At 44.5% G+C, this 24,869-nt stretch carries 18 protein-coding genes and 1 pseudogene; 4 read left to right on the top strand and 15 right to left on the bottom strand.

Annotated elements, in window-relative coordinates; genetic code table 11:
* The 6 genes and pseudogenes from OH459_RS18970 to OH459_RS18995 form a co-directional block, all read right to left on the bottom strand.
* Positions 1-356, bottom strand: a pseudogene (locus tag OH459_RS18970) (hypothetical protein); the annotation flags it as partial.
* Between the two features lie 3 nt (positions 357-359).
* Positions 360-1,310, bottom strand: coding sequence for a hypothetical protein (locus OH459_RS18975; RefSeq protein ID WP_269988094.1), 951 nt, complete (start codon positions 1,308-1,310; stop codon positions 360-362).
* Positions 1,311-1,313: 3 nt separating this feature from the next.
* Entirely contained in the window at positions 1,314-2,258 is a 945-nt protein-coding gene (locus OH459_RS18980; RefSeq protein ID WP_269988096.1) for a hypothetical protein, read from the bottom strand.
* Positions 2,259-2,261: 3 nt separating this feature from the next.
* The gene (locus OH459_RS18985) at positions 2,262-3,209 is read right to left on the bottom strand and encodes a hypothetical protein (protein ID WP_005445001.1); all 948 of its coding nucleotides are present in this window, start codon (positions 3,207-3,209) and stop codon (positions 2,262-2,264) included.
* A gap of 3 nt (positions 3,210-3,212) precedes the next feature.
* A complete protein-coding gene (locus tag OH459_RS18990) occupies positions 3,213-6,734 on the bottom strand; it encodes a T6SS effector BTH_I2691 family protein (protein WP_269988097.1) in 3,522 nt (1,173 codons plus the stop codon).
* Positions 6,735-7,008: 274 nt separating this feature from the next.
* Positions 7,009-9,375, bottom strand: a complete 2,367-nt coding sequence (locus OH459_RS18995) for a YgiQ family radical SAM protein (protein ID WP_269988099.1) — start codon at positions 9,373-9,375, stop codon at positions 7,009-7,011.
* 408 nt (positions 9,376-9,783) lie between these two features.
* Here OH459_RS18995 and OH459_RS19000 point away from each other — a divergent pair, with 408 nt between their 5' ends.
* The 3 genes from OH459_RS19000 to OH459_RS19010 all read left to right on the top strand — a co-directional run bounded on the left by OH459_RS19000 (position 9,784) and on the right by OH459_RS19010 (position 13,423).
* The gene (locus OH459_RS19000; protein ID WP_269988101.1) at positions 9,784-12,240 is read left to right on the top strand and encodes an EAL domain-containing protein; all 2,457 of its coding nucleotides are present in this window, start codon (positions 9,784-9,786) and stop codon (positions 12,238-12,240) included.
* Positions 12,241-12,326: 86 nt separating this feature from the next.
* Positions 12,327-13,037 carry a hypothetical protein gene (locus OH459_RS19005; RefSeq protein ID WP_017189428.1) on the top strand — a complete coding sequence of 237 codons (711 nt, stop codon included), beginning with the start codon at positions 12,327-12,329 and terminating at the stop codon, positions 13,035-13,037.
* Between the two features lie 185 nt (positions 13,038-13,222).
* Positions 13,223-13,423: a DUF4250 domain-containing protein gene (locus tag OH459_RS19010; RefSeq protein WP_005445023.1), complete on the top strand. Its 201-nt coding sequence runs from the start codon at positions 13,223-13,225 to the stop codon at positions 13,421-13,423.
* Positions 13,424-13,445: 22 nt separating this feature from the next.
* Here OH459_RS19010 and metR read toward each other — a convergent pair whose 3' ends face one another.
* On the bottom strand, positions 13,446-14,357 hold the full coding sequence (gene metR / locus OH459_RS19015; protein ID WP_269988103.1) for an HTH-type transcriptional regulator MetR: 912 nt from the start codon (positions 14,355-14,357) through the stop codon (positions 13,446-13,448).
* A gap of 264 nt (positions 14,358-14,621) precedes the next feature.
* Between metR and metE the strand changes: the two genes are divergently transcribed.
* Positions 14,622-16,904: a 5-methyltetrahydropteroyltriglutamate--homocysteine S-methyltransferase gene (gene metE / locus OH459_RS19020; protein WP_269988105.1), complete on the top strand. Its 2,283-nt coding sequence runs from the start codon at positions 14,622-14,624 to the stop codon at positions 16,902-16,904.
* 89 nt (positions 16,905-16,993) lie between these two features.
* On the opposite strand, the gene OH459_RS19025 is transcribed toward metE, so the two are convergent.
* From OH459_RS19025 to OH459_RS19060, 8 genes are all read right to left on the bottom strand, one after another.
* On the bottom strand, positions 16,994-17,395 hold the full coding sequence (locus OH459_RS19025) for a GspS/AspS pilotin family protein (RefSeq protein ID WP_005445026.1): 402 nt from the start codon (positions 17,393-17,395) through the stop codon (positions 16,994-16,996).
* Positions 17,396-17,398: 3 nt separating this feature from the next.
* Positions 17,399-17,695: a YciI family protein gene (locus OH459_RS19030; protein WP_005445027.1), complete on the bottom strand. Its 297-nt coding sequence runs from the start codon at positions 17,693-17,695 to the stop codon at positions 17,399-17,401.
* Positions 17,696-17,815: 120 nt separating this feature from the next.
* Entirely contained in the window at positions 17,816-18,211 is a 396-nt protein-coding gene (gene yciA / locus OH459_RS19035) for an acyl-CoA thioester hydrolase YciA (RefSeq protein ID WP_005445028.1), read from the bottom strand.
* A 110-nt stretch (positions 18,212-18,321) separates the two neighbouring features.
* Complete coding sequence (locus tag OH459_RS19040) at positions 18,322-18,894, bottom strand: septation protein A (protein ID WP_005445030.1); 573 nt, start codon at positions 18,892-18,894, stop codon at positions 18,322-18,324.
* 393 nt (positions 18,895-19,287) lie between these two features.
* Positions 19,288-19,530 carry a hypothetical protein gene (locus tag OH459_RS19045; protein ID WP_009698417.1) on the bottom strand — a complete coding sequence of 81 codons (243 nt, stop codon included), beginning with the start codon at positions 19,528-19,530 and terminating at the stop codon, positions 19,288-19,290.
* A 94-nt stretch (positions 19,531-19,624) separates the two neighbouring features.
* On the bottom strand, positions 19,625-22,174 hold the full coding sequence (gene luxN / locus OH459_RS19050) for a quorum-sensing autoinducer 1 sensor kinase/phosphatase LuxN (protein ID WP_269988110.1): 2,550 nt from the start codon (positions 22,172-22,174) through the stop codon (positions 19,625-19,627).
* Positions 22,167-23,366 carry an acyl-homoserine-lactone synthase gene (locus OH459_RS19055; RefSeq protein ID WP_017189433.1) on the bottom strand — a complete coding sequence of 400 codons (1,200 nt, stop codon included), beginning with the start codon at positions 23,364-23,366 and terminating at the stop codon, positions 22,167-22,169. The genes luxN and OH459_RS19055 overlap by 8 nt, the downstream gene beginning before the upstream one ends.
* Positions 23,367-23,528: 162 nt before the next feature.
* Complete coding sequence (locus tag OH459_RS19060) at positions 23,529-24,788, bottom strand: dicarboxylate/amino acid:cation symporter (protein ID WP_005445037.1); 1,260 nt, start codon at positions 24,786-24,788, stop codon at positions 23,529-23,531.
* Positions 24,789-24,869: the final 81 nt, after the last annotated feature.

Below are 24,869 nucleotides of genomic sequence, written 5' to 3' on the forward strand. Positions count from 1 at the left end.
ATCCATTTAGGCATATTGCGACGCTTTTTCATCACAAAGCCTTTATCTGAAAAAATGTAGTCATAGCGATAGTCTCGTCCATACATGTAGTAGCTTAGCGAGTACACAAAAAATGTGACAAGTACCGATATGGCATCATTAACCCACCCTCTAGACCAAAAGCCAAGGAAGTAGAAAAATACAATTATCGGCAACATTGCCACAATCGAAATGAACAAATAAAGGTATCGATTTGGTTCTTCAATATCGTACTTACGCCACGTTGTTATATTGTCCCCTGTGAGAATTTCTTGCTCTTGCGCCTCTTGATAAACCGCCAACTCTTCTGGGGTGATATAAAATGGTGAATATGCCAAGGGTTACTCCTTGGCTGTTGTTAGTTCAGATTTAGATTTTTCAATCTCAGACTCGGTTCGCCACTTGTCGTTGTATATACGTCGCCATTCAGGAAGCGGGGCATTTTGAGCCCTAAGGTCAAAGGTATCAGCTACCGGAAATTCAAGGCTGCGAGACGGGATATCTTCAATTCGAGGTTCAGGTCTTCCTTCAAAAAACGCTTTATGGTCTGGAAAATCAATACATTCAATGCCGTACTTGTATGAAAGGGTTTCTAGAATTGCGTCTAGGTCTTGAACAGTCTTAAAGAATATGTAGCTATAACCACGAGTTTGAGCTCTGAAGACGGTGTGCTTCTCTAGATTCCATTTGGAACACTCGTCATACTTGTGGTAGAAGCGAATCACTTTACGCTTTTTGTTGTAGTAGGCGAACAGCCAATCTTCACGTTCGCCAACTTTAATTTCGGCTACTTCATCTGGTTGGCGTTTAAGCCTTTTAAAGGAAACCAATATAAAGGCACCAGCGCCTGCTAACGCCATTGGACCAACAAGTAGTACCATTAATATACATACGATAGCACCAATCCAACCGACAGCTTGTGTAGCATTGTTCATCCAACGCGGTACAGTACTTTGTGACTTAATGACAAAGCCTTTATCAGATAAGGTATAAGTATACCTTTTGACAAAGTTGAGTCTCAAAAGAAAATAGATAACTGACGTGGATAAACAAAACCCGCTAGCTAGAGTTAGTACGGATGATAAATTGTTTAAATCAGCAAGTACGAAAAAGAGAATAATGAAGATAGCCGCAGGAATCGAAGTCATCTTCAAATAAATGTATCTAGAAGCTTCTTCGACATTTTTTGTTTGCCAGTTTTTAAAGCCTTGACCAGAAGAAATCTCATGCTCTTGTGCCTCTTGGTAAGCAGTAAGCTCTTCTGGGGTGATATAAAATGGTAAATAAGCCAAGGGTTACTCCTTGGCTGTTGTTAGTTCAGATTTAGATTTTTCAATCTCAGATTCGGTTTGCCATTTGCCGTTGTAAAGGTATTCCCATTCAGGGATAGGTGCGTTTTGAGCTCTAAGTTCAAACGTATCATCCAAAGGGAACTCTAGGCTTCTTGCGGGTTCCGAGAGCAATTCGTCAGGTGAATAAGCATTGAACAAGGCTTTGATATCCTCGAATTCGGTACATTTAAGTTGATACTCTTCAGAGAGCTTTTCCAGTACTCTCTTTAAGTCATTGGTTGACTTAAAAAATAGAAAACTCCTACCGCGATTATGGCATCGATTAACGGTCGTTTTCGCTACATCTCTGTAATCGCAATCGTCATACTTATGATAGAGAGTAATAACCTTGCGTTGTTTGTTGTAATAAGCAAATAGCCAATCTTCACGCTCTCCGATTTTAATGTCTGTTGGTTCATCCGGTTGGCGTTTAAGCATGCGAAATGAAACCAATATAAAGCCACCGGCTCCGACAAGTGTCACCGGTCCAGCAGCCCCAACCATCAAAACACAAACTATTGCGCCAATCCAGCCCATGACTTGAGTTGCAGAGTTTACCCAATTCGGTAAATTACGTCGTTTTTTTATAACCAACCCGCGATCGGACAAGGTGTAATCATAACGATTGTCCAAACCAAATGTCAGATAAGATACACCAGACATGATTATCGTCAGCCCCGATAAAATGTAAGTTAAGATCATTTCACTACTATCATGTAGGAAATAGGTAAGGAAAAATAATGGACTGACAGCGGCTATAGCAATCGATAGGTATAAGTATCGAAAAGGCTCTTCAATATCGTGCTTGTGCCAGGTTGTGAGATCTTTCCCCCTTAGAATTTGTTGCTCTTGTTCTTCTTGATAAGCCGAAAGCTCGTCTGGCGTGATGTAAAAAGGTAAATAAGCCAAAGGTTACTCCTTGGCTGTTGTTAGTTCAGATTCAGATTTTTCAATCTCAGATTCAGTTTGCCACTTACCGTTGTAAAGATACTTACACTCTGGGAGTGGGGCTTTCGAAGCCCTTAAATCAAACACCTCATCGGTTTTATATTCTCGACTACAAACAGGAATACTAAACAGTCTTGATTCTGGCTTTGCTTCAAACAGCTTTTTGTGGTCCTCGACCTCTGTACAATTCAGTTTGTAGACCTTTGACAGTTGCGCGACCATGGATTCTAAATCTGCTTCAGTTTTAAAGAAAACGTAACAATCGAATCGATCTTGTGAGCGAAAGATAGTCTTATGAGCAGTATCTTGGTATTCGCACCTATCATACTTAAAATAGAATTGGAGTACTTTTCTTTTCTTATTGTAATCAGCAAAGAGCCAATCTTCTCGCTCTCCAACTCTCACTTCTGTTGGTTCATCAGGCTGGCGTTTTAACATACCGAATGAGAATAAAATAAGAGCACCAGCTCCCGCTAATGCCATCGGGCCTACCACCGCTACCATTACCACACATACCACTGCGCCTATCCAGCCAACAGCTTGCGTAGCGGTATTTATCCATTTAGGCATATTGCGACGCTTTTTCATCACAAAGCCTTTATCTGAAAAAATGTAGTCATAGCGATAGTCTCGTCCATACATGTAGTAGCTTAGCGAGTACACAAAAAATGTGACAAGTACCGATATGGCATCATTAACCCACCCTCTAGACCAAAAGCCAAGGAAGTAGAAAAATACAATTATCGGCAACATTGCCACAATCGAAATGAACAAATAAAGGTATCGATTTGGTTCTTCAATATCGTACTTACGCCACGTTGTTATATTGTCCCCTGTGAGAATTTCTTGCTCTTGCGCCTCTTGATAAACTGCCAACTCTTCTGGGGTGATATAAAATGGTGAATATGCCAAGGGTTACTCCTGAAAAACTAATGTGCCAACAACGGGGGTGAGTGTTTTTTTAATGATGTCTTGTTTGGTATTGTCTGAAATCGCGCCATAAGTTGCACTCTGTTTTATGCCGTTTTGGAACCAATACTCACGCTTAGCTGGGGCGTCATCTTCCACATCATAAGCTACTTGCATAGCAAGGTATTGATCGGCCTCTTTAATTGGCAATGTTACCTTATACACCAATAACTCTTTGTTAGCTTGGCTCTGAGTTTGTAGCGTGACCAAATCTGCGTTCTGATGCCACGAGCCTGACGTTAAATCATCTTCTGTTGTCTTGGTGTTGGTACTCACTGTAACACCATTTGTTGCAGCTCGTCGTGGAAGCTGAACATGCACTTCCAAACCAACTAACTCACGATGTGTATAGCCTGGATAAGCCTGTATTTTTTCAATAGGCTGATGGTATACCGTTGGCTGCTGAATAATGGATTGCAGGTCAAACAGTGCTTGCTGCACTAATGCTGAATTATGCTTCTCTCTTTCGGGCAAGCTTGCAGATTGGCTCCACTGAGTGCGAGCAGGGTGATAACCCCAAGGCAGTTTATCTAACCACTTTTGGTAATCATCTTGTTTTACTTTACTCAGAACGTGATTGGCAACTAAAGTAATAATTGTTACTACAACTAAAGCAGCCATAACTGGAGCACCAAATGTTATGTTAGGTGAGAGCCACCCTGTTAATGCGCCTCCCAATTGCAACGTGGCGATAGCGCTTGTTACGCTTAAACTAGCTGTACTCAACCTTTGAAACACTAACTCTCGACCATACAACTCATCCTCTCGTTGCCAAGAACGGTAAGCCTCTATACCTGAAGCTAACGCACCTAAAGCCCCTGTAATCGCGAGCCATTTATTAAATACTTTTAAGTCATCAAGAATCAGGTTTTCAAAGCCATTGGCATTTCGATCGACTAAATTTTTAAGAGTTTTCAGTGAGTGCTTTCTTAGTTTCTCATTCCCTTTAACATTATCCCATAATTTACCCGTCCGAATACCCGTCCAAGCACCGGCCGTGTAAAATAGTTTTTGCTGAATATCCAAGAAATCATCTTGTGACATTAACCCTGTTTCTTGAATACTGTTCATTGCATCAGCAAGTGCGAGGCAGTTGAAAATCAGAGCTAAGAAGCCTAGACCGCCTACATTTTCAAACCGTTTATTAAGGTTGTTTAATCTGTTATCCCATATGTCTTTACGCATTTGAATTGTTGCCTCAAGTACGTCATCTGGAAGCTCTACGTACTGTGGGTATTCAAACGTCGCAACGGCTAAGCTTTTTTGAAGGTGCCGCTGTTGCTGGAGAGCCTTCTTATACTGCGTGTTTGATATAGTTTTATCACCCTTGTTGAAGGCTGCTAACACTTCCTTGTTTTGGTTGGATGCGATAAGTTTTTTATCATGATTGGATTTCCAAGAACCAAAATTTTGTGCGTAGCCTTTGTTGACATTGAGTGGAGTATCCATCGACAAACGCTCTACAACGGCAGCTCTTATGTAAAAACTTGTTCGGGTGAGCGGTTTTGACAATAGAGATATCATTAAGATAGACGCTTGGGCTGTAAGGCTAACACCAACCTCTATTGCCCCCTTCAATAAAGCGCTGTTCGTCGCTTTGAATATGGTATCTAGCCCATCGAATCCTTTTGCTATATCTCTTAGAAACTCGGTTTCTGCAGTATTTGGGTTAGAAATAAAGTCCATGACTTTTGCATACATACCCACACGGTTACTTGCTGCCGAAACGTAGTCCATAAACTGTTTGTCTGAGCTGTCAGTGTCTGGAGCATTTTGGGCGACGTCTACTTCACCTACCTGATTTGAAACTTGTTCAGGAATTAACTTCTCCACTTGTTTAAAGAGACTACGACTAAACCCGGAAGTGTAGAGTGCAAGTAAACTGGTTGGTTTCTCCCATTGGCTTTCAGCCCATTGGCGGTCTTCTTCTTGCATCACCAGAGTAAATGACTCAACCGCTTGTTTATGGAGTTGATACAAGCTGTACTGCGTGTCTTCACTGTATAGGTCGAAGGTTCTTTCGAGGTGATGGGGCGTTAAGGACTCCATGATTGCTATAAAATCTCGTTTTACCGAGACAACTTCGGCAAGCATGGTTTCTTTTTGCTCTGACAGCTCCTGCATCTCACTCAGCATTTGCTTCCAGTTGAGCTGCTTGCGCCAACGCTCAGTCGCTATCCATTGCTCGTATTTACCAAATCGGTTTGCGGAAATTCGATATTTGTCCTGTATCGTTTTGGCAATGTCACTTTGAGTATGTTGGTGTGATTCAATCGCTCCAGCGGAAAATTTGGCAGGATAGCCAGATTGAACTGAGCTTTTGTTTTGCCCTGCCAAATCAAGTTGGTGAGAGGAATCATAATACTCAGCCATGTCGGTATAAAACGACAGCTCTTCGCCATTACGCTTAACACTAGCTGGCATGTCTATCTCGTCACTTGCACCAAACATACATAGCTGCATAGCGGTCTGCATCAAGTTCCACTGGTTTGAAAACTGGTCAGTGAAAAGGCGGTATGGGCTTGCGGTACCAACAAAATGCAGTGATATATCTTGAATGTCTGCGGCGTAATCTTTTATCGCGACGAAGTAGCCCGATTCTTCTTCTGGAATCGCAGAGGTCAAATCACTCTCGGCTGCGACAGGTTTAAAGGTAGAACCATCTTCGTCAGCTTTGGTGGCGATGCCAGAATCTGCAAAACGCCCATCATCAACGGCAGAAGGTTCAATATCAGCCACTTGAGTTAACTTATCGATTGGTGCAATGTTGTGCTGACTCTCGTTTGCAGACAGAACAACAGTCTGCATGCGATCGATATGATTACTCGGATTGTTAAGGACGCGCATGAACATGTTCCATGTCCAGCGGTGTTCAGAGTAACAAATCGACAGCACGCTCCCATCTTCGTAAGTAAGAAAAGGTTTTGCGCCTTCTGGGGTACCACGCTGTTCGGATTCTGGGCTTTCCGATTCTCCCAGCTTGTAGAGCGTGAATTGCGTTCCTTTGATTTCGTATTCGTCTAGGCTTTTGTTGATTGCATCATAGACATACAACCAACCATCACGAAGCTGACGCAAGGTGTAGCCAACGGTATTGAGTTTGGCTGGACCTTGGCCTTTCCATTCTTCAGGCAAACCAAAAGGTTGTGTTTCTTCTGTTTCTAGCTGATCGATGGCGTAGCGGACAGGGATGAAGTGTGCTGGTAAAGCCTCCGTTGGTTCTTTCTCGGTTTTTAAATTGAGAGGTTCTGGTTCAGACGGCGGTGGCGGATCGATTTTTTTGGTTTCTCCCTCCCAAAACATACTGCGCTCAGGAGGTGAGCCAGCCATGTCATCGGATGCGGTGGTTGGAACGGTATTCAGAGATTTCAACGTACCATCGCTTTCAAATGCCTGAACAGCTTCTTTGTGGGTATAGCTGTTGTCGTGCCAAAACATCGAAGTTTTTGGAGGAAGTGGATTACTCATCGTCAGCCTATGTTTAAGAGTTTTACTCCATTAGGCAAATATCGCACCAAAATAAAACAACTATAAATCAGCATGTTAGGTGTTCTACAACTCTGCTTTAACCAAAAAGTTGTTTGTTTTTCCAAGAAGTTGGTTGGCGTAGACCATTTTTTGTATCGAAAGAGACCAAGTGTGGTTTGAAAGAGCTTGTTCTAAAGAGCAATGATTATCCAGACAAAAAAAAAGCTCCAGAGTTGCCTCTGGAGCCCTTTTTTAGCATTCAAGTTCTATTGAATTAACGACGTTTTGGTTTGCGTTGACCTTGAGGGCGACCTTGACCTTGCGAACCCGTACCGTTTGAGCGATTTTGGTTGTTGCTACCAGGGCGTGAGCCAGAATTTGGACGTTGACCATTAGCGCCGCCATTGCCACGGTTTTGGTTTCCACGACCTTGTCCATTTGAGCCGCCTTGTGCTTTGCCTGAACCGTTGCGGTGACCAGATGGCTTGCCATCACGTGAGCCACCTTCAGAGCGCTTGTTCAAGTGACCACCGAAGCCTGGTTGGTTCTTAGTGTGTTTGGTTGCAAAACGATTTGCGCCGTGGCGACCAGACTTACGACGTTGTGCTGGTGTCTGTGCATCAATGTCTTCTGCAGGGACTAGACAGGTTGGCTTGTCACCAATCAAGTGCTTTTTACCCATGCTGATCAGTGCTTCACGGATCATCGGCCAGTTAGCTGGATCGTGGTAGCGAAGTAGGGCTTTATGTAGGCGACGTTGACGTTCACCTTTCGCCACTGGCACATCTTCACGTTGCTTGTATTTCACGCGTTTCAGAGGGTTTGTCTCTGAGTAGTACATCGACGTTGCGTTACACATTGGTGATGGGTAGAAGTTCTGTACTTGGTCACACTCGAAGTTGTTCTTCTTCAGCCATAGTGCCAAGTTCAGCATGTCTTCATCTTCAGTACCTGGGTGCGCCGAGATGAAGTAAGGGATCAGGTATTGTTTTTTACCCGCTTCCGCGCTGTACTTCTCAAACATCTCTTTAAAGCGGTCGTAAGTACCCATGCCCGGCTTCATCATCAGATCCAGTGGACCTTTCTCTGTGTGCTCTGGTGCAATTTTCAGGTAACCACCGACGTGATGAGTCACAAGCTCTTTGACGTATTCTGGTGATTCAATTGCAAGGTCGTAACGTACGCCAGATGCGATCATGACTTTCTTCACACCTTCTACTTTACGCGCGGCGCGGTAAAGATCGATGGTGTGTTTATGGTCTGTGTTTAGCTTGTTACAGATGCCCGGGAACACGCAAGAAGGACGACGACAGTTTGCTTCTGCTTTCGGATCGCTACAACCAAGACGGTACATGTTTGCTGTTGGGCCACCCAAGTCAGAGATTGTGCCCGTAAAGCCTGGAACTTTGTCGCGGATCTCTTCCAACTCATTAATGATGGACTCTTGCGAACGGTTTTGGATGATACGACCTTCGTGTTCGGTAATTGAACAGAAAGAACAGCCACCAAAACAGCCACGCATGATGTTAACCGAAGTTTTGATCATGTCGTAAGCCGGGATCTTTGCTTTGCCATACATAGGGTGAGGAACACGCGCGTACGATAGGCCGAATACGTAATCCATTTCTTCTGTCGTCAAAGGAATTGGCGCTTGGTTTACCCAAAGCTCACGGTCGCCATGACGTTGCAATAGAGCACGACCCGAATATGGGTTGGTCTCTAAGTGCAGAACACGGCTGGCATGGGCATAAAGAATGCGGTCGTTGTGCAATTTTTCGAAGGCTGGTAGGCGCACCGCTGTGTTCGCTGCATCATGACGTGATGGACGAATCGTGATTGGCTGTGCAACAGGCTCTTCTTTTTTGGTATCGCACTGAGTTTCCACTTCGTATGGGTTCTTTGGTACGAACGCTTCTTTACGAGGTTTCTCAATACGAGAAGAATCGATAACGGTGTAACCTTCTGGTTCAGCTGGTAGGTTAACTGCCGTACCGCGAATATTGGTCATGGTAGAAATATCTTCGCCATCAGCAAGACGGTGAGCCACTTCCACTAGGGCACGTTCTGCGTTACCAAAAAGAAGGATGTCAGCTTTTGCATCGAACAGAACAGAGCGGCGCACTTTATCTGACCAATAATCGTAGTGAGCTACGCGACGTAAGCTAGCTTCGATACCACCAAGAACGATAGGTGTGCCTTTATAAGCTTCACGACAACGTTGCGAGTACACCAACGTTGCACGATCTGGGCGTTTTCCGCCTTCGTTGTTTGGCGTGTAAGCATCATCATGACGAAGTTTTTTGTCCGCCGTGTAACGGTTGATCATGGAGTCCATGTTACCCGCGGTGATTCCGAAGAACAGATTTGGCTTCCCAAGCTGCATGAAAGCGTCTTTGTTGTTCCATTCTGGTTGAGCAATGATACCGACGCGGAATCCTTGTGCCTCCAAAAGACGACCGATGATTGCCATACCAAAGCTCGGGTGGTCCACATACGCGTCACCCGTGACAATGATAATGTCACAACTATCCCATCCTAGGGCATCCATTTCTTTGCGACTGGTCGGCAAGAAAGGTGCCGTACCAAAACACTCAGCCCAGTATTTTTTGTACTCATGAATAGGAGTAATGTCGTTGGTCATATTTTGCTCTCTGTTCCAAGGAGCGCGAATTATAGCGATTTGATGATCAGGTATCTATACCCAACTCTCTTAATCAAGCTTAGTTCAGCCACTTTTATTTCTAGATGAAAATGACTCGCAATTAGAGGTGGGTTTTCTTGTGTTATCTCCTTCTAGCCCTTGTGGTTATTGCCTTTGTCTAAGATTAAAAATTATCGTTACGCAATAGTGTGCTTATGTAAAACTCTTCCTATAATTTAACTAGTGCATACAAATGCATAAGTCATTTTGACTCCAAATAATGACTGAATGCGTAGACATTCCAGATTGTGTTTTGACCACTTTGCAATCATAAAAAAACAGCAAAACGCGGCGACACGATGGGAAATCATTAGACAGAGTGAAAGGCTAAAAATAGGGGGCTAGGTAATGAGTGAAGTATTGTCTATTGCACAAGGAGAAGTGCACCCAGCGTCCGGTCAGCATCAAATCATCGAGTGGTCTTATGATATCTATACTCGAGAGTTTGAATGTGACCAACGAGGGATGATGTCCATATTCGGCTTAAAAGAGCCATTAAAAGGGTTGGATGATTTGTTTGACCACATGCTGCTGGGTCAACAGGGGGCTGCGAGGGAGAAAGTCTCTCAAGTAGAGCTTAATGGCGGGCATGGCAGTTTGTCTTGCTGTTTAATGCCTAACGAATCCATGCTGGTTCACGTTGATTTGAGTTTTGAACGTCTTAATGATCATGTGGTTCAAGGTATGGTTATCCCCCAACTCAGTATTACAGGTTGTGAAGAGCTGGCAAAAATTCTCGAAACGATTTTTGATTTGCCAAACGTTGGCATCTTAGTCGCCGATCAGGAAACAAGAATTCTTGGCTGTAATCGAGCCTTTGAGCAGCAAATGGGGTATGAAAATCGTGATATTGTTGGTTTGAAAACCTACATTTTTAGCTCGGACCATCACAGCAAAGCTTTTTATGACGATATCTGGGAACAGATTGATCAAGAAGGTTTCTGGAATGGGAACCTATTGAGCCGCACTGCCAACGGTAGCAATCAAGCGCATCATTTATGTATTTATCGTTTGAACTTCACTTCGGGTCGAACGCTCTTTCTTGGTTTTTCGACGGATATTTCTGCATCGTTATTGTGGATGAAGAAAGCCGGAGAACAACCCCAACAATGGTCTGCTTTCCTGCCTCCACGTGAAGAGTTCGAATCTCGACTTGCCAAGCTAGTACAAGAAACTGGTAACAAAGAGCTTAATATCGTTATGACTCTGCGTCCTAATTTCTTACCAAAAACCATACTCGAACAACAACTCGGTCTTGCTGATTTTGTGATGCGCAGCCGACACGCGAGTATTGCCGGTCAATTGTCAAAAGATGTGTTTGTGGTGTGTTTGCAAACTCCGCACTGTCAGTGGTTAAGCCCTCTACGTCTGATCCAAATTGCACTAAGAGGCTTCTTTGTTGAACTAAGAAATGAATTAGGAACCAGTATGCATGATGTGATTGTAGAGGGACAAATGGGGGTGTCAGTCCTAGGCTACGATACTAATAATCCAAGACAGGCACTAGTACACGCTGCTCAAGCGATGGTTTCCTCATCTTCTGGGGATAAGAGCTACTTCAATTTTTACAACAGTGAACTGCACGATGAGTTGGTTAAGCGTCATCATTTAGAGGCGTTTTTAAGAACGCAAATTGAGAGTCAGTTGGTTGATGTGTATTACCAACCGATCATTGAAACTCGTAGCGGAAAGGTGGTGAAGTTCGAAGCTTTGGCGCGCTTTTACCACCATAACAAAACCTATGACACGCAAGAAATGATTTCTGTAGTCGAAGACTTGGAGTTGGTCGCCGCTTTGGATGATGTGGTATGCCGAACGGCGCTGAAGCAATTGCCTCATATTCAAAAAGTGTATGGTGAGGATATTGGTTTAACTATTAATCGTTCATTAAATACCAAATTGGATTCGTTGCAAGTATTGCAAAGCTCGTTTGATTTGATCGCTGAAAGTGGAGTAGATCCAAGTCGAATCACTATTGAGCTCACTGAAACGGCTTACTTTGAACAAGACCAAGAACACACCACTGCCCTTGAAGAGCTACGAGGGCAGGGTATTAAGATCGCCATTGATGACTTTGGTACGGGGTACTCTTCATTTTCTTATCTGGAAAAGGGGCAGTTTGATCTGCTTAAAATCGATCGTAAGTTTGTCAAAGATATCGAAGAGGGGAGCACTAAATACAACATCGTGAAGATGATTACGGAACTGGCACACAAACTTGGCGTTAAAGTCGTTGCCGAAGGCGTTGAATCGGAACAGGAATTACAAGTGCTTGCGAATGTGGGTGTGGATTACATGCAAGGCTTTTTGTTTTCTCAGGCGGTGCCATTGGTGTTACTAGATAAGCCGCAATGCCATCAGAAACGCTTTAAGGACGTCAAGGTTAAGCCAACTCACGACGCTCCTTTGTTGTCATTGAGTCATCGTGACGTTCGTCGCTTAGACCCGGGTGAGCCATTGTCGTTAGCGGTTGAATTTATGAACTTGAGCCCGGATGCGCCGCTCGTAGTCGTGAATGAAAAACGCTGTGTCGGACTGATCACCAAAGAGCAGGTGAACTTGCATTTGACGCCTGCAATGGGGACTGATTTGGAGTCAGAAAGAGAAAACCGCATTTGGAAACGTCCGGTAAACCAAATTATGAACACGGAATTTGAGCAAATAGATGCGAGTATTTCAGTTTCACAAGTTCGCGAGTTGGTCAAAACAGGCAAAAAATTTCCTTGGATTTTATGTAACTCGCAAAATGAATACCGCGGTTTATTGACCCAAGAAGATGTATTGACGTATCTAGCCACGCTCTAGTCGTGGCTTGGCCGTAATAAAGCACAGTAGCATGTTGGGTTTAGGTGGTTTGGCGATAGGCGATTTGCTATTATCGCCACCCCAAAATGACTTTTGAGTTTGTATTCAACATGATTCAACAACTGCTGTTAACTTTTCCTCCAATGCTGTTTGGCGCTCAAGCGCTGTTGACGTTGCTTTTGATCAAAGGTGATATTTGTCCTGGTCAACGTGGTCGTCTGCACAAGATGCTGCCATCTATAGGTATTCTTTGGTTGGCAGTAGCGTCGCTTCGTATTGAAGCATTCATGATCGTATTCGCGATTTTCTACTTCTACTCTCAAGTTCAAACTAAGAAGACACGTGAGAAAGGTCCGCTATGGGCGTTGCATCTAGCGAATGGCTTAGCGTTTGCGTATGTGAGTATCCAAGTATTCGAGCAAGCGCATTGGGCGGCTTCTGCGTCAATGGCTGTCATGATTTTCTTTTTGGGGGCAGTATTTGCTCAGTTGCTTCTCGTTATCGCGCGCAGTCGTTTGCAAGCTTTCCACCGCATTTTACCTGTGGCTGGTGTTGTATCGGGTATGTTGCTAGTCGTGCTGACCTTGTTTTCTGCATATCAACTTGATGAAGCAACACTGAACTCAGTCACACAGCATATCTTGGCGTCGCTAGCCATGTTGATCATAGCGATTGTGGTTTGGTGTTGGCACATCTTTACGCACAAAGCACCGAATAAGGCTCAGCTTGCTGCAGCGCTGCTGCTTGCTTTGGCATCCATGACAAGTCTCCAAGGCCTGTTTCTACTTGGCGCGTAAGCTGCTGGGTTATCCTTTCCCCATACAATTTCACAAATGAGCTCGGGATTTAGACCGAGCTCACTTTCAAATCATTCGATTAAGTCTACGCTTTAGTTATAGCCTCTATTTGTTTAGAGCGCGCCTAGACGCATGTGCTCAACAAAACCCTGAGGCTAAATACCTTGTCTTAGAGGAGTGTCGCTATGGACTTAAGCAATGTGAGTAACTGGGACAGCATTATTTTGCTGGGTATCGTCAATGAAAAGCTGCGCTTAGAATGCGACAGTTTCGAAGAGCTGGTTTCTATGTACGAGATGGATGTTGAATCGGTAGTGGGCAAGCTTGATATGCTCGGCTATCAATATGACCCACTTACCAATCAGTTCAAATCTTACGAACGCTAATCTTGTCTCTATATCTGAATCATTAAGTCATCTTGATGCCATCAAGGTGGCTTTTGCATTGTTGGCGTGCCGTGGCAAAGAATGCTTGTAGATAGCGCTTCTCCTTTTCTGAATTTCGTGTTGCGGCAAACAAACGACGCCATAACCCATTACCAAAAGGCTTACTGGTGATGAGCCCTTGGCGCGAAAACTCTGAAATCGCCCAATTAGGCAGTGCGGCAACACCTAATCCTGCTGACACCATTTGCACTAACATCAAAGTATTATCTGCTTGCTTCCACTTCGCAGGTTCAATCCCCGCTGGCTGCAAAAAGTGTTTCACGACATCTAATCTCTGTTTCTGAACCGGGTAGGAGAGCATGGTTTGATCGGCAAGATCTTCTGGTTCAATGATGTCTTTATTGGCAAGCGGATGGCTGGTGGACGTGATCAAACGCATTTCGAAATCAAACAGCGGCTCATAGTGTACTTCTGAGCGTGGTTGAATGTCGGATGTGATCACCAAGTCAAGCTCTCCGGCAAGCAACGCAGGGAGAGGTTCAAAACCAAAACCGGAAGAGAAGTCGAGCGTGACACTTGGCCAGGTAACTTGGTATTCCTTCAACGCAGGCATCAGCCATTGAAAGCAAGAATGGCACTCGATAGCCATATGTAAACGTCCATTGACATCTTCTTTCAAGCTCGCGAGTTCATTCTCTGCTCGGGCGAGTTTGGGTAAAACATCATCGGCAAGACGAAGTAATATTTCACCTTCGGATGTGAACTTCACTGGGCGTGTTTTACGCAAAAACAACTGACCACCGATGCGAGATTCAAGATCTTTGATTTGGTGAGAAAGAGCGGATTGCGTCAGGTGCAGTGCTGTCGCTGTGGCCGTGAGTGACCCTGTGTCTCGTAACGAGGTCAGAGTGCGTAAGTGTTTCAACTCTATCATGAATCCCATTCATCCTTGTGTTTCTACCATGAGCTTTATTAACTTACCGATAAAAATTGGATATGTAAACGTCTAGACGTCTATTTGTTTTGGGAGATTACGAGTGAGCGCTCTCATTATGAATTTTCCTAATAAACAAGTTGAATAATTGGATGTTGTTCAATTAGCCCCTCAGAGAGATAGTTTTAGCCATCCAGACATCTTGGTGAAATTTAATCTCGATGTACTGACTCAAACATCAGACACTGAAAAAGGAATACGGACATGACAACGACAACGCATATTCTTGGATACCCACGCATTGGCGAAAAGCGCGAGCTGAAGTTTGCACAGGAGAAATACTGGCGAGGAGAAATTGAACAAACTGAGCTTAAACAAGTAGGGGCGACACTTCGTGAAAAGAACTGGGCTACTCAAGCTGAAGCAGGATTGAGCTTCGCGACGGCTGGCGATTTTGCTTGGTATGATCATGTATTGACCACCACTCTGCTGCTAGGGCACACACCAAAGCGCCACGCTAATGGCTTTCCGGATTTAGACACACTATTCAAAGTCGGGCGTGGGCAATCTAAAGCGGGTTGCGGTTGTTCTGGGGCGGCTGCGTCTGATATGACCAAGTGGTTTAATACCAACTATCACTACATTGTGCCGGAGTTCAGCAAAGACGATAGTTTTGAAGTCAGTTGGCCTCAATTGTTCGAAGAGGTGAACGATGCCATAAAACTGGGTCATAACGTGAAACCCGTTTTGTTGGGGCCATTGAGCTACCTGTATTTAGGAAAAGAAATCGAAGAAGATTTTGATCGCCTCACCTTATTGCCAAGATTGCTAACCGCTTATCAAGCGATTCTGTCCAAATTAGCAAATCAAGGCGTCGAATGGGTCCAAATCGATGAGCCGATTCTTTCTCTGGAGCTTGAAGAGAAGTGGGGCGACGCATTCAAATTGGCATATCAAGTCATTCGTAGCGATGTCAAAGTTCTACTTACTACCTATTTTGATTCGGTGAGTGACACGTTAGATAAGATTGTCGAATTGCCAGTTGATGGCCTTCATATCGATTTATCCGCGTCGCCTGAGCAGCTTGATGAGGTGGTGGAAAAACTGCCACAAGGCTGGGTACTTTCTGCGGGTGTGGTGAATGGTCGTAATGTATGGCGCTCTGACTTGAGTGCGCAGCGTGAACGTTTGCAACCCGTTAAGGATAAACTTGGTGACAATCTATGGGTAGCCAGCTCTTGCTCACTGTTACACAGCCCTGTGGATTTGGATCTTGAGCCAGCGCTCAGTGATGAAGTTAAAAGTTGGTTTGCGTTTGCCAAACAAAAAGTCACGGAAGTTGCGTTACTTGGTCGTGCGCTCGATGGTGATCACAACGCGATATTGGCGTGTGATACATATAGCCAACCAATTAAAGATCGCAAAACGGCTGCTCATGTCAACAAGCCACATGTACAAGCCCGCTTGAATAGCATCTCAGCATCCTTAACTGAGCGCAGCGCACCCTATGCAGAGCGAGCTGCGCATCAAGCGGAAGTGTTAGGGTTACCTCTACTACCGACGACGACGATTGGTTCCTTCCCTCAAACCAGTGAGATTCGTGTTCAGCGCAGTGCGTTTCGTAGTGGTCAACTTTCGACGGATGACTATCACCAAGCGCTAAAAGGGCACATTGCAGATGCGGTTAGACGTCAAGAAGCCCTCGATCTTGATGTATTCGTGCACGGTGAAGCAGAGCGTAACGATATGGTGGAGTACTTTGCAGAAAACTTAGCAGGGTTCCAGACGACGAAGTTTGGCTGGGTTCAAAGCTACGGTTCTCGTTGCGTTAAGCCTGCTATTGTTGTCGCAGATATTGAACGTGAAAAACCAATCACGGTTGAATGGTCAACTTATGCTCAGTCTTTAACGAATAAGCAAATGAAAGGGATGCTGACAGGACCAGTGACAATTCTATGTTGGACTTTCCCTCGTGAAGATATCACTCGTAAAGCAATTGCTGACCAACTTGCTTTGGCACTGCGCGATGAAGTGTCTGATTTACAACAGGCTGGCATCAATATCATTCAAATTGATGAACCTGCTATCCGTGAAGGTTTGCCACTGAAAAAACGTGACCATAAAGCGTATCTGCAATGGGCTGTCGATGCATTCAAGATCGCGGCGGCAAGCGCTAAACCAGAAACGCAAATTCATACGCACATGTGTTATAGCGAGTTTAATGAAATCATTGATTCTGTTGCCGCGTTAGATGCAGATGTGATTACCATTGAAACTTCGCGCTCGAACATGGAATTGCTCAAAGCGTTCGAAGACTTCAATTACCCTAACGAAATCGGTCCGGGCGTTTACGATATTCACTCGCCGAACATTCCATCGGAAGAATGGATCGAAGAGCTAATCAAGAAAGCGGCAGAGAAGATTCCGGCACAGCGTCTGTGGGTAAATCCTGATTGTGGATTAAAGACGCGTAACTGGTCAGAAACAGAAGCTGCGTTAGCGAATCTAGTCTCCGCGGCGAAAAAGCTACGAGCGGAGCTGGTTTAGTCGTGAAGATTGAGTAGAAACGAAAAAGCGAGGGGATAGCCCCTCGCTTTTGCTTGTTTGTGATTGGATTAAGCTAATCATTCCAACCTTTACTGTGGCTTTTGACTCGCCGTACAGGTTTGTTCTGAAACCAACTCGTCTGCCATCAACTGACCACGAGAATTTCTAATTTTAATGCGGTACATCAAGCCCATATCGATCTGTTCACGCACTGTTGGTGTGTTGCAGTAAGTATAGATACTGGTGTTCAGTACTTGATTTAGTGGTTTTGCACCGAGTGCATCGTCGTTATAGATCATCATCATCTCAACCACATTTTTGTTGGATGATACGCGTAGGATCTTGAGTGGACCGTATTCGAGCGGTAAACCCGCAGAGAGAACGCCTGCACGATTAGATGCCATCAATTCAAGTTGACGCTGCTTATCATCATTCGATGAACAACCCGCCAAGGCACCTAATGCGAGGAAGAGACACAGTAATTTTTTCATAACTTAAAACACTTTTTTGAACGGTTTTACGATCACGTTTTCGTAAACACCCGCCGCAATATAAGGATCCGCATCAGCCCAAGCTTGCGCATCTTCCAAAGATGCGAACTCGGCGATTACGGTCGAGCCAGTAAAGCCCGCTTCACCTGGATTGTCAGAATCGATAGCTGGCATTGGACCGGCGGTCAACAAGCGACCTTCGTCATGAAGCTGTTGCAAGCGCTCAAGATGTTGAGGGCGAACACTCAGACGCTTTTCCAATGAATTCTCGACGTCCTGAGAAAAGATGACGTACCACATAGCATAGTTCCTTAATCGGTGGGGTAAAGCCTTAATTTAACGCCTTTTTTGTGCCTCTCACAAGTCAACATAAGAAATTGTGAGCTTCTTCCTAGCATTTGGTCCCTTTCGGGTGCTTTGTTACTTCAGAATTGGGCGAGGCTTACCATCACTGTCGATAGCGACATAGTTAAAGGTGGCATCACAAACCATGAAGCGGTCTTCAACACCATCGACTTTGACTGGTTTTACCCAAACCTCTAGATCAACGCTCATCGAAGTGCGACCAATTTTACTGCATACGCCGTAGCAACATACAACGTCCCCAACGCTAACAGGCTTTTTAAAGGTAATGCTGGAAACTGACACAGTAACAACGCGACCTGAAGATATTTCTTTGGCCAAGATTGCGCCAGCTAAGTCCAACTGAGACATGATCCAACCGCCGAAGATATCGCCGTTGGCATTGGTGTCGGCCGGCATTGCCAAAGTACGAAGCAGTAATTGCCCTTTAGGTGAATGACCTTCTTCACTCATGATGACATCCTAATATTTCTAATATGCAAAAAATGGAGCAAACAACAAAACAGCGACCCTTGGGTCGCTGCGAATAATCAATGTGCGCGGATTATAGCAAAACTGAGTTTTTAATCATCAACCGATACATCGGATGAGTTTTCTTTCTGCTCTTTGTCGTCTTTTGGTAGATGTTTGTAGATATAAAAGCCTGTTGCAATCATATAAACCACTGTCGCAATCAATAAGCCAAACACCTTAAAGTTAACCCATACATCAAGCGGTAAGGTATACGCGATGTAGAGATTGAATACGGCGAAGAAGGAGAAAAAGCCAACCCAAGCCCAGTTTATTTTGTTCCAGACGGCGTCAGGTAGCGTTAATTCTTTGCCTAACATGCCTTTTATAGCGGATTTCCCCATGGCGTGACTTACCGTTAAGCCAACGGCAAACATGACGTAAACGATGGTTACTTTCCATTTAATAAAGTTGTCGTCATGCAGGAAGATGGTCATACCACCGAAGACCGCCACCATAATGAAAGTGACCAGTTGCATCTTTTCCACTTTTTTGTACAAGGCAAATGTCACAACCAACTGGATTGCCGTTGCGACAATCAATGCGCCTGTCGCCACATAAATGTCGTACATCTTGTATAGGGCAAAAAAGATAATCAGAGGGATAAAATCAAGGATTTGCTTCATATGGCAAATACTACCTAGTTGTTGAGTTGAGGACAGTCTAGCGAAATCTGAGGCAAAGTGAACATCTATATACCCAAGTGACTTCAAGATGCAGGATTCAGAGCGTTGTCATTGATTCGAGAACAAGGAAAACAACGCAGTGTAATAGCCACCTCTTTCCAAGTTGTTTGACGCAGTAATCGGGTCAATGACACGCTCCCAAAGGGCGAGTTGTCTTGGCTTGTATACTTTGTTGCCGATTCTTGATTTAGGCCCACTAAACCTTTAAATCGCCGCCGCGTCTACAAACCAAGTCATTCTCGCTGAACCTAGCATCTCGAGGTTACTTGGGTATAGGTCGAAAGGAAAATAAAATTGCCGCTCAAGAAGCGGCAATTTGAGGTAACAAGTAGGTTAGGCGACCTCTTGATATCGAGTAATGAGCGTTTTCACGTCCTCTAGATAACCTTCGCGTAGTAGGTTGTCGACGGTCGCTTCAAGCTCGTCATGACTCATGGTGAAACATGTTGATTTGCCGGTCATTAAATTCAGGTACTGGTGATACTCTTCTTCGGTGTAATGTCCAACACGGTCAAGCAATAAGGTTTTGATGCCGTGGTGTATCAAGCCGTAATATGTGTGTCTATGAAGCATCATGTTCACTCCTTATCAAGCGACTCTTCCTTGTTGTTGAGGGCTTGAATCAATGGATAATTCGATTTGTACTTCAGTAATGCATATCAGGTGCCAACTATTCGCTCTGTGTTTCAAAAGTGTGCGAAGCCGCGTCCTTATCTAGCCACTCTTTGAGAACATGACGTAGAGCAGCCAAGGTGGTGGGCTTCTCTAACCGTCCATCCATGAGCTTACTAATCATCTCCAGTTCACGTTCTCCGGACTCTCCAGATAAAGCGATGATAGGGGTATAAGCGGACATTGCTTTGATGTGCTTACTCGCTTCAAAGCCATTCATCACAGGCATCTGCACATCCATTAGAACCAAATCCACGGAGTGGTTTTTAAACATTTCAACGGCATTCTCACCGTTGTTGGCTTGCAGACTATTCACGCCGAGTTGGTTTAAATACATCTTCACCAACGCACGTTGCACCTCTTTGTCATCAACAATGAGTACTGTTGGTGCATCTTTATCTATTGATACGTTGTCAACGACGTTTTGTTCAGTGCGTGGCTGGTTTTGTTTCCAGTCATTGAAATACGGAGTCCGCAGTGTTTCTGCTTTCGGTGCGTTGGGCACTACAGGGAAATACAGATGGAACTCGGTAAACTCACCGCGCTTCGATACACATTCAATTCGTCCACCAAACGATCGCATAACGCGTTGACAATAGCCCAATCCTAAGCCACTGCCGCCACTCTTTTGATGTGAGAAAAAGTCATCAAAAATTTTATGAGAAATGGTTTCGTCGATGCCTGGACCTGTATCTCGAAAGATCAGTACGTTCTCGTAAGAACCGGTTTTGGTGCTGATCTCAATTTGACTGTCTGGATAAGAGTCAAAATAGTAAATTGCGTTGCGAATGAGATTGAAAATGACAAAGTTGAATAAGGTTTCATTAAGTTTTGCCACAAAGTCAGCGTGTTGCGGTAAGCGGATTCGTTCAATAATCTTCTCATTTTCAAAACCGTAGCGACTTACGGCTTGGTCTACAGCCTTATGGATAGAGGTCATGGCTATCGGCTCGTGCTCAGGTGAGCTATCACTGACCTCGCGCAAAATGATATCGATTAATTGGCGGCCGCGTTGGATCGCTGTTTGTCCATTCTCAATATCAACCAAGATCTGTTCGGTCGGTGCTTGAGATTCGATGTGCTGCTTTAAGGCTTCAAATTGCAACTGCACTTGGGCGAGTGGGTTGCGCATCTCGTGAGCAATCGAATTGGCAAGTGCTCGGCTTTGGCGAATACGGCGATCTGCTTCGATCGTGCTTTGTACTCGAGTAAGCAGCGTCTGCAAGGCGGAGATTTCCTCGTTAGAGAACATCTGATTGTTGATTTTATGCGGCGAGACCAATAGGTGTGTGACAGATTTACCCTGACCAAACAGCGGCATCACCAATGCTGTATTGTTCGAACTCATCTTATCGTAAAGCGCTTTCATTGAGCGCTTAGCTGGAACTTTGTATTCAAGTTCTTCAGAAAGCTCATCAAAGACAAGCACTGAATTGTTTGATGAAAGGTAATCTTCGTAGAATGTTTCATTGTAGTTACTGGTGACCAGGCGCAGCTTGTCATTAGGAATCTGCAGCAGTGTTCCTAAGCGGCGCATTGCATCATCAATTGAGAGTTTAAAGTCCTCTTCTAGCGCCAATATTTGTTGGACAGGTGTCTTTTTATCACCGTAAATCAGGAAAGAGGCGTAACGGCTTACGCGTTTGTATAGCAAGCCCCAAGTGATCCCGATTAAAGCGCAGATCGGCGTGGCAATTAACCATTGGTTATTGTCGGTCATCGGGATAAAGATAGCCCCCAATGGAAGCACGAAAATAGCACATACCAATAAGGCACTTAACGTCATGTACGCTAGGTACTTCACGCTGTAGAAGCGCGAGGTCAGCAGTGCATATCCGACAAAGAGCATCTCACTGATCGACAGCGCGGGTGGCAACCATGTCAGAGAGAAATCACCCAAGAAGTAGGTCATACCAAGATGAATGGTCGCGGTAGAGAGCATGAATACTAAAATGCCCGCGATCATGTAGTTGGTTTTTGCTAGCGTAAGTTTGCTGCTGTTTGCTCGCATGGCGACGAGGTTGACCAAAGTGAGCACAACGAAACTGACCAAACCAATAAAGAAATAGGACGTGTGTGAGCCAAATTCGATAACAAACTGGCTAGGACCTTCAATATCGACGTGTTCGACTGTCAAATCTGGACGCAAATTGATAAACAGTGAATACACCGTCAAGGTGACAAAGATACCTTGCTGCCACAAATGCACTTTGCCTTTGCGTTGCTCTGCCGCAAGCTGGCAAGAAAAATAGTAAGCAAAGGCGAAAGCAAAAAAGGATGCTAAGTTAGCAAACTTCGCCATAAAGATACCCGCCGAAGCACCAAGCTCAGGCAAGAGATTAGTATGGAAGTAAGCGTTACTGCTGATCCACGCAATGATACACAGTGAATACGCAATGTAGGGCGCATGGTGTGTACCAAAGATCACTTCGTTCTTTTGTTTGAGTCGATAGCAGTAATAGCTTAACCAGATCATCACCACCGCCACTGTCGCAAGTAACGTGATGGCTTTGGTGTAAACGATTGCCTCTAAGCTGAGATCAAACATGTTCGTCCCTTTCGACCGATTTGCCTTTTCTTATCGCACTTACGGTGCGTTTGTAGTGGCGAAAATCGATGTTATTGAAGGCTTTGACCATCATTTCAAAATTCCAAAATCCACGGTAAGTCTGTTTACCGTCATTGTTTAGGTCGCAATATCCCGAATGGAAATACGCTTCTTTATCAATTGCTTTATAAAAGTTGAGCATGAAAGGTTGCTCAATGATTGTGAAGCCGACTTTGTAACCTGCTTGGTGCAAAACACTCATTAATTCTTTTTGAGCAAGATAGAGATAGTAGAGCTTTTGTTGAGCATTTCCACTTACCGTCAGTCGCAATACTTCGCATACCGATTTTTTATCAGACAATTGTAACTTGAATTCGTTATCAAATTCTTGGAGAGAGTAACACTTTGACAGTGTTGGCGATGTAAACAGCTGTAAGCGAGCTAGGGTCTCTTCCGCGTGCTCTGGTAAGCAATAATGCCACTTTGCATTGCTAAACTGCGGCGCATAACTTAGCCATGTATTGTGTATCTGCCAATCCTGAATCAAAGCTGAAGCAACGAGCGTTGGACACGATTCCTCATCAGGGTGCTTGAGTAAGATGAAGTGCTTACCGACTTGAGATAGAAAGAGTAAAGGCAACATTTCGTACCACTTTTCACCTTGTATAAAAAGCTCAAGATTACTCAATGTAATTGCATCACTGATTGACATTGCATGCGGATGGCTGGGGATTTGTACCGCAAGTTGCGCATCTTCTATTCGCTCAATCAATGCGCCGTAGTACGCGCTGTCCTTAAATGGCAAGGAGGGCGAAGTAGGGGCAGACGTTGTGAATGGAGCTTTGGCTTTGATCGCGGCAATTTCGCACGCGCACCAAAACTCGAGCCAATGCATGTAACATTGACCGACGACTTTTTCTAGCAAAGCAATATCGGCTGAAAGTGTGCTTGGGTAACGTTGCACAAGATCTCGATAGTCCATCAATTCGAACAGCACAGAAAAGCTGTTGTCCTGATGTTCAGGGAAGATAGAGACTAATTGGTTTCTGCGATAATCAGTAATAGTCTGAAATAGAGCAGCGCGCTCATGAGGTTGATATGCGTTGATGACGAGTTCAAGCAATGCTTGCTGTTTTGTTTCGATAGGCAGACAGCTCGTCGACAGTGAGCCTAAAGACGACGTAAATTTCATGGTTCAACCTAGCCTAGGTTTATTGATTTTTTATGTTTATGGCTCCCTTATATCACTTGAGAAAAAATATGCCATTGGTTTCTATTTAAATGGTTACTTACTGCAATGTTAAGTACAAAAAAAGCCGCTCTTTTGAGCGGCTTGTTTAAAATGCGTTCAGGCTTATGCTTCTTGCTTTTGAAGCTCAACTTGTGCCGCTTCTTCTTCAACTAAAGCATCTACGATAACTGCACATGCAGCGTCACCGGTGATGTTTAGTGCGGTACGAATCATATCGAAGATACGGTCTAGAGCGAACAATAGTGGCAGACCTTCGATTGGAATACCTGCAGCAAGCAGTACTGCAACGACTAGGAATGACGGGCCTGGAACACCAGCTTGACCTACTGCACCTAACGTTGAAGTCACGATGATAGCGATGTACGCGCCCATGCCTAAGTCGATGTTGAACAGTTGCGCGAAGAAAATTGCAACCAGACCATAGTAAATTGCGTTACCGGACATGTTGATGGTTGCGCCAAGAGGAAGAACAAAGGATGCTGTTGAGTTTTTAACGCCCAGCTCTTTCTCACACGTATCCATTGTAACTGGCAGTGTCGCCATCGATGAAGCTGTAGACAGGGCAACCGCTTGTGGCTTCTTCATTGCAGATACGAACTTTTTCGCCGATGTCTTAGTGAAGATGTGCACCATTGCTGGGTACACAACGAAACCGAAGACAAGGATTGCTGCAACGTAAACAACGAAAAGCTTGAACACTACCATTAGAGCGCCAAACCCGAACGTACCCACAGCTTCAGCCATAAGACCGAATACACCAATAGGGGCAATAATCATGACCTTGTTGATCATCCAAACCATTGCGTCAACGATGCAGTTTACGCCATTGATGATTGGTTCACGGCGTGCTTTTTCTTGTTTTGAAATCGCAATACCGAAGAACATACAGAACACAAGGATCTGAAGGATGTTCGCTTCGTTTAGTGATTGGAAAACGTTCGTTGGAATCATACCAGTGATGGTAGCCCAGAAAGTAGGTAGTTCACCTTTTGAAGCGTACTCAGCAGAAAACATGCCTTCAACGCCAGAAACGTCGATACCCATGCCCGGTTGGAATACTTCACCCATAAACAGCGCTAGTGCAACAGCGAGCGCTGACGTTAGACCGAAGTAACCTAGGGTTACTAACCCCACTTTACCTGCAGATTGGCTGTTACCTAGACCAGCCGCACCTGAGATCAGCGCCACTGCAACCAAAGGGATCACAAGCATTTTGATCAGGTTGATAAAGATAGCACCAAGCGGCGCGAATACAGTCGCACTTTGACCCATGAAGGCACCAACGGCAGTACCCACGATCATTGCAATGACGACTTGCACGCCAATGTTGTTTAGCAAACTCTTTTGTTTTAACACTTCCATAACCTCTGTGCTAATAATATGTAAAATCCTAAAATTACCCACCAATCTAAAGTTGTTATTTGGATAATTATATCGCCTTGC

Origin of the sequence: Vibrio sp. MM46, from assembly GCF_027587135.1 — a bacterium.
GTDB lineage: Bacteria > Pseudomonadota > Gammaproteobacteria > Enterobacterales > Vibrionaceae > Vibrio > Vibrio harveyi.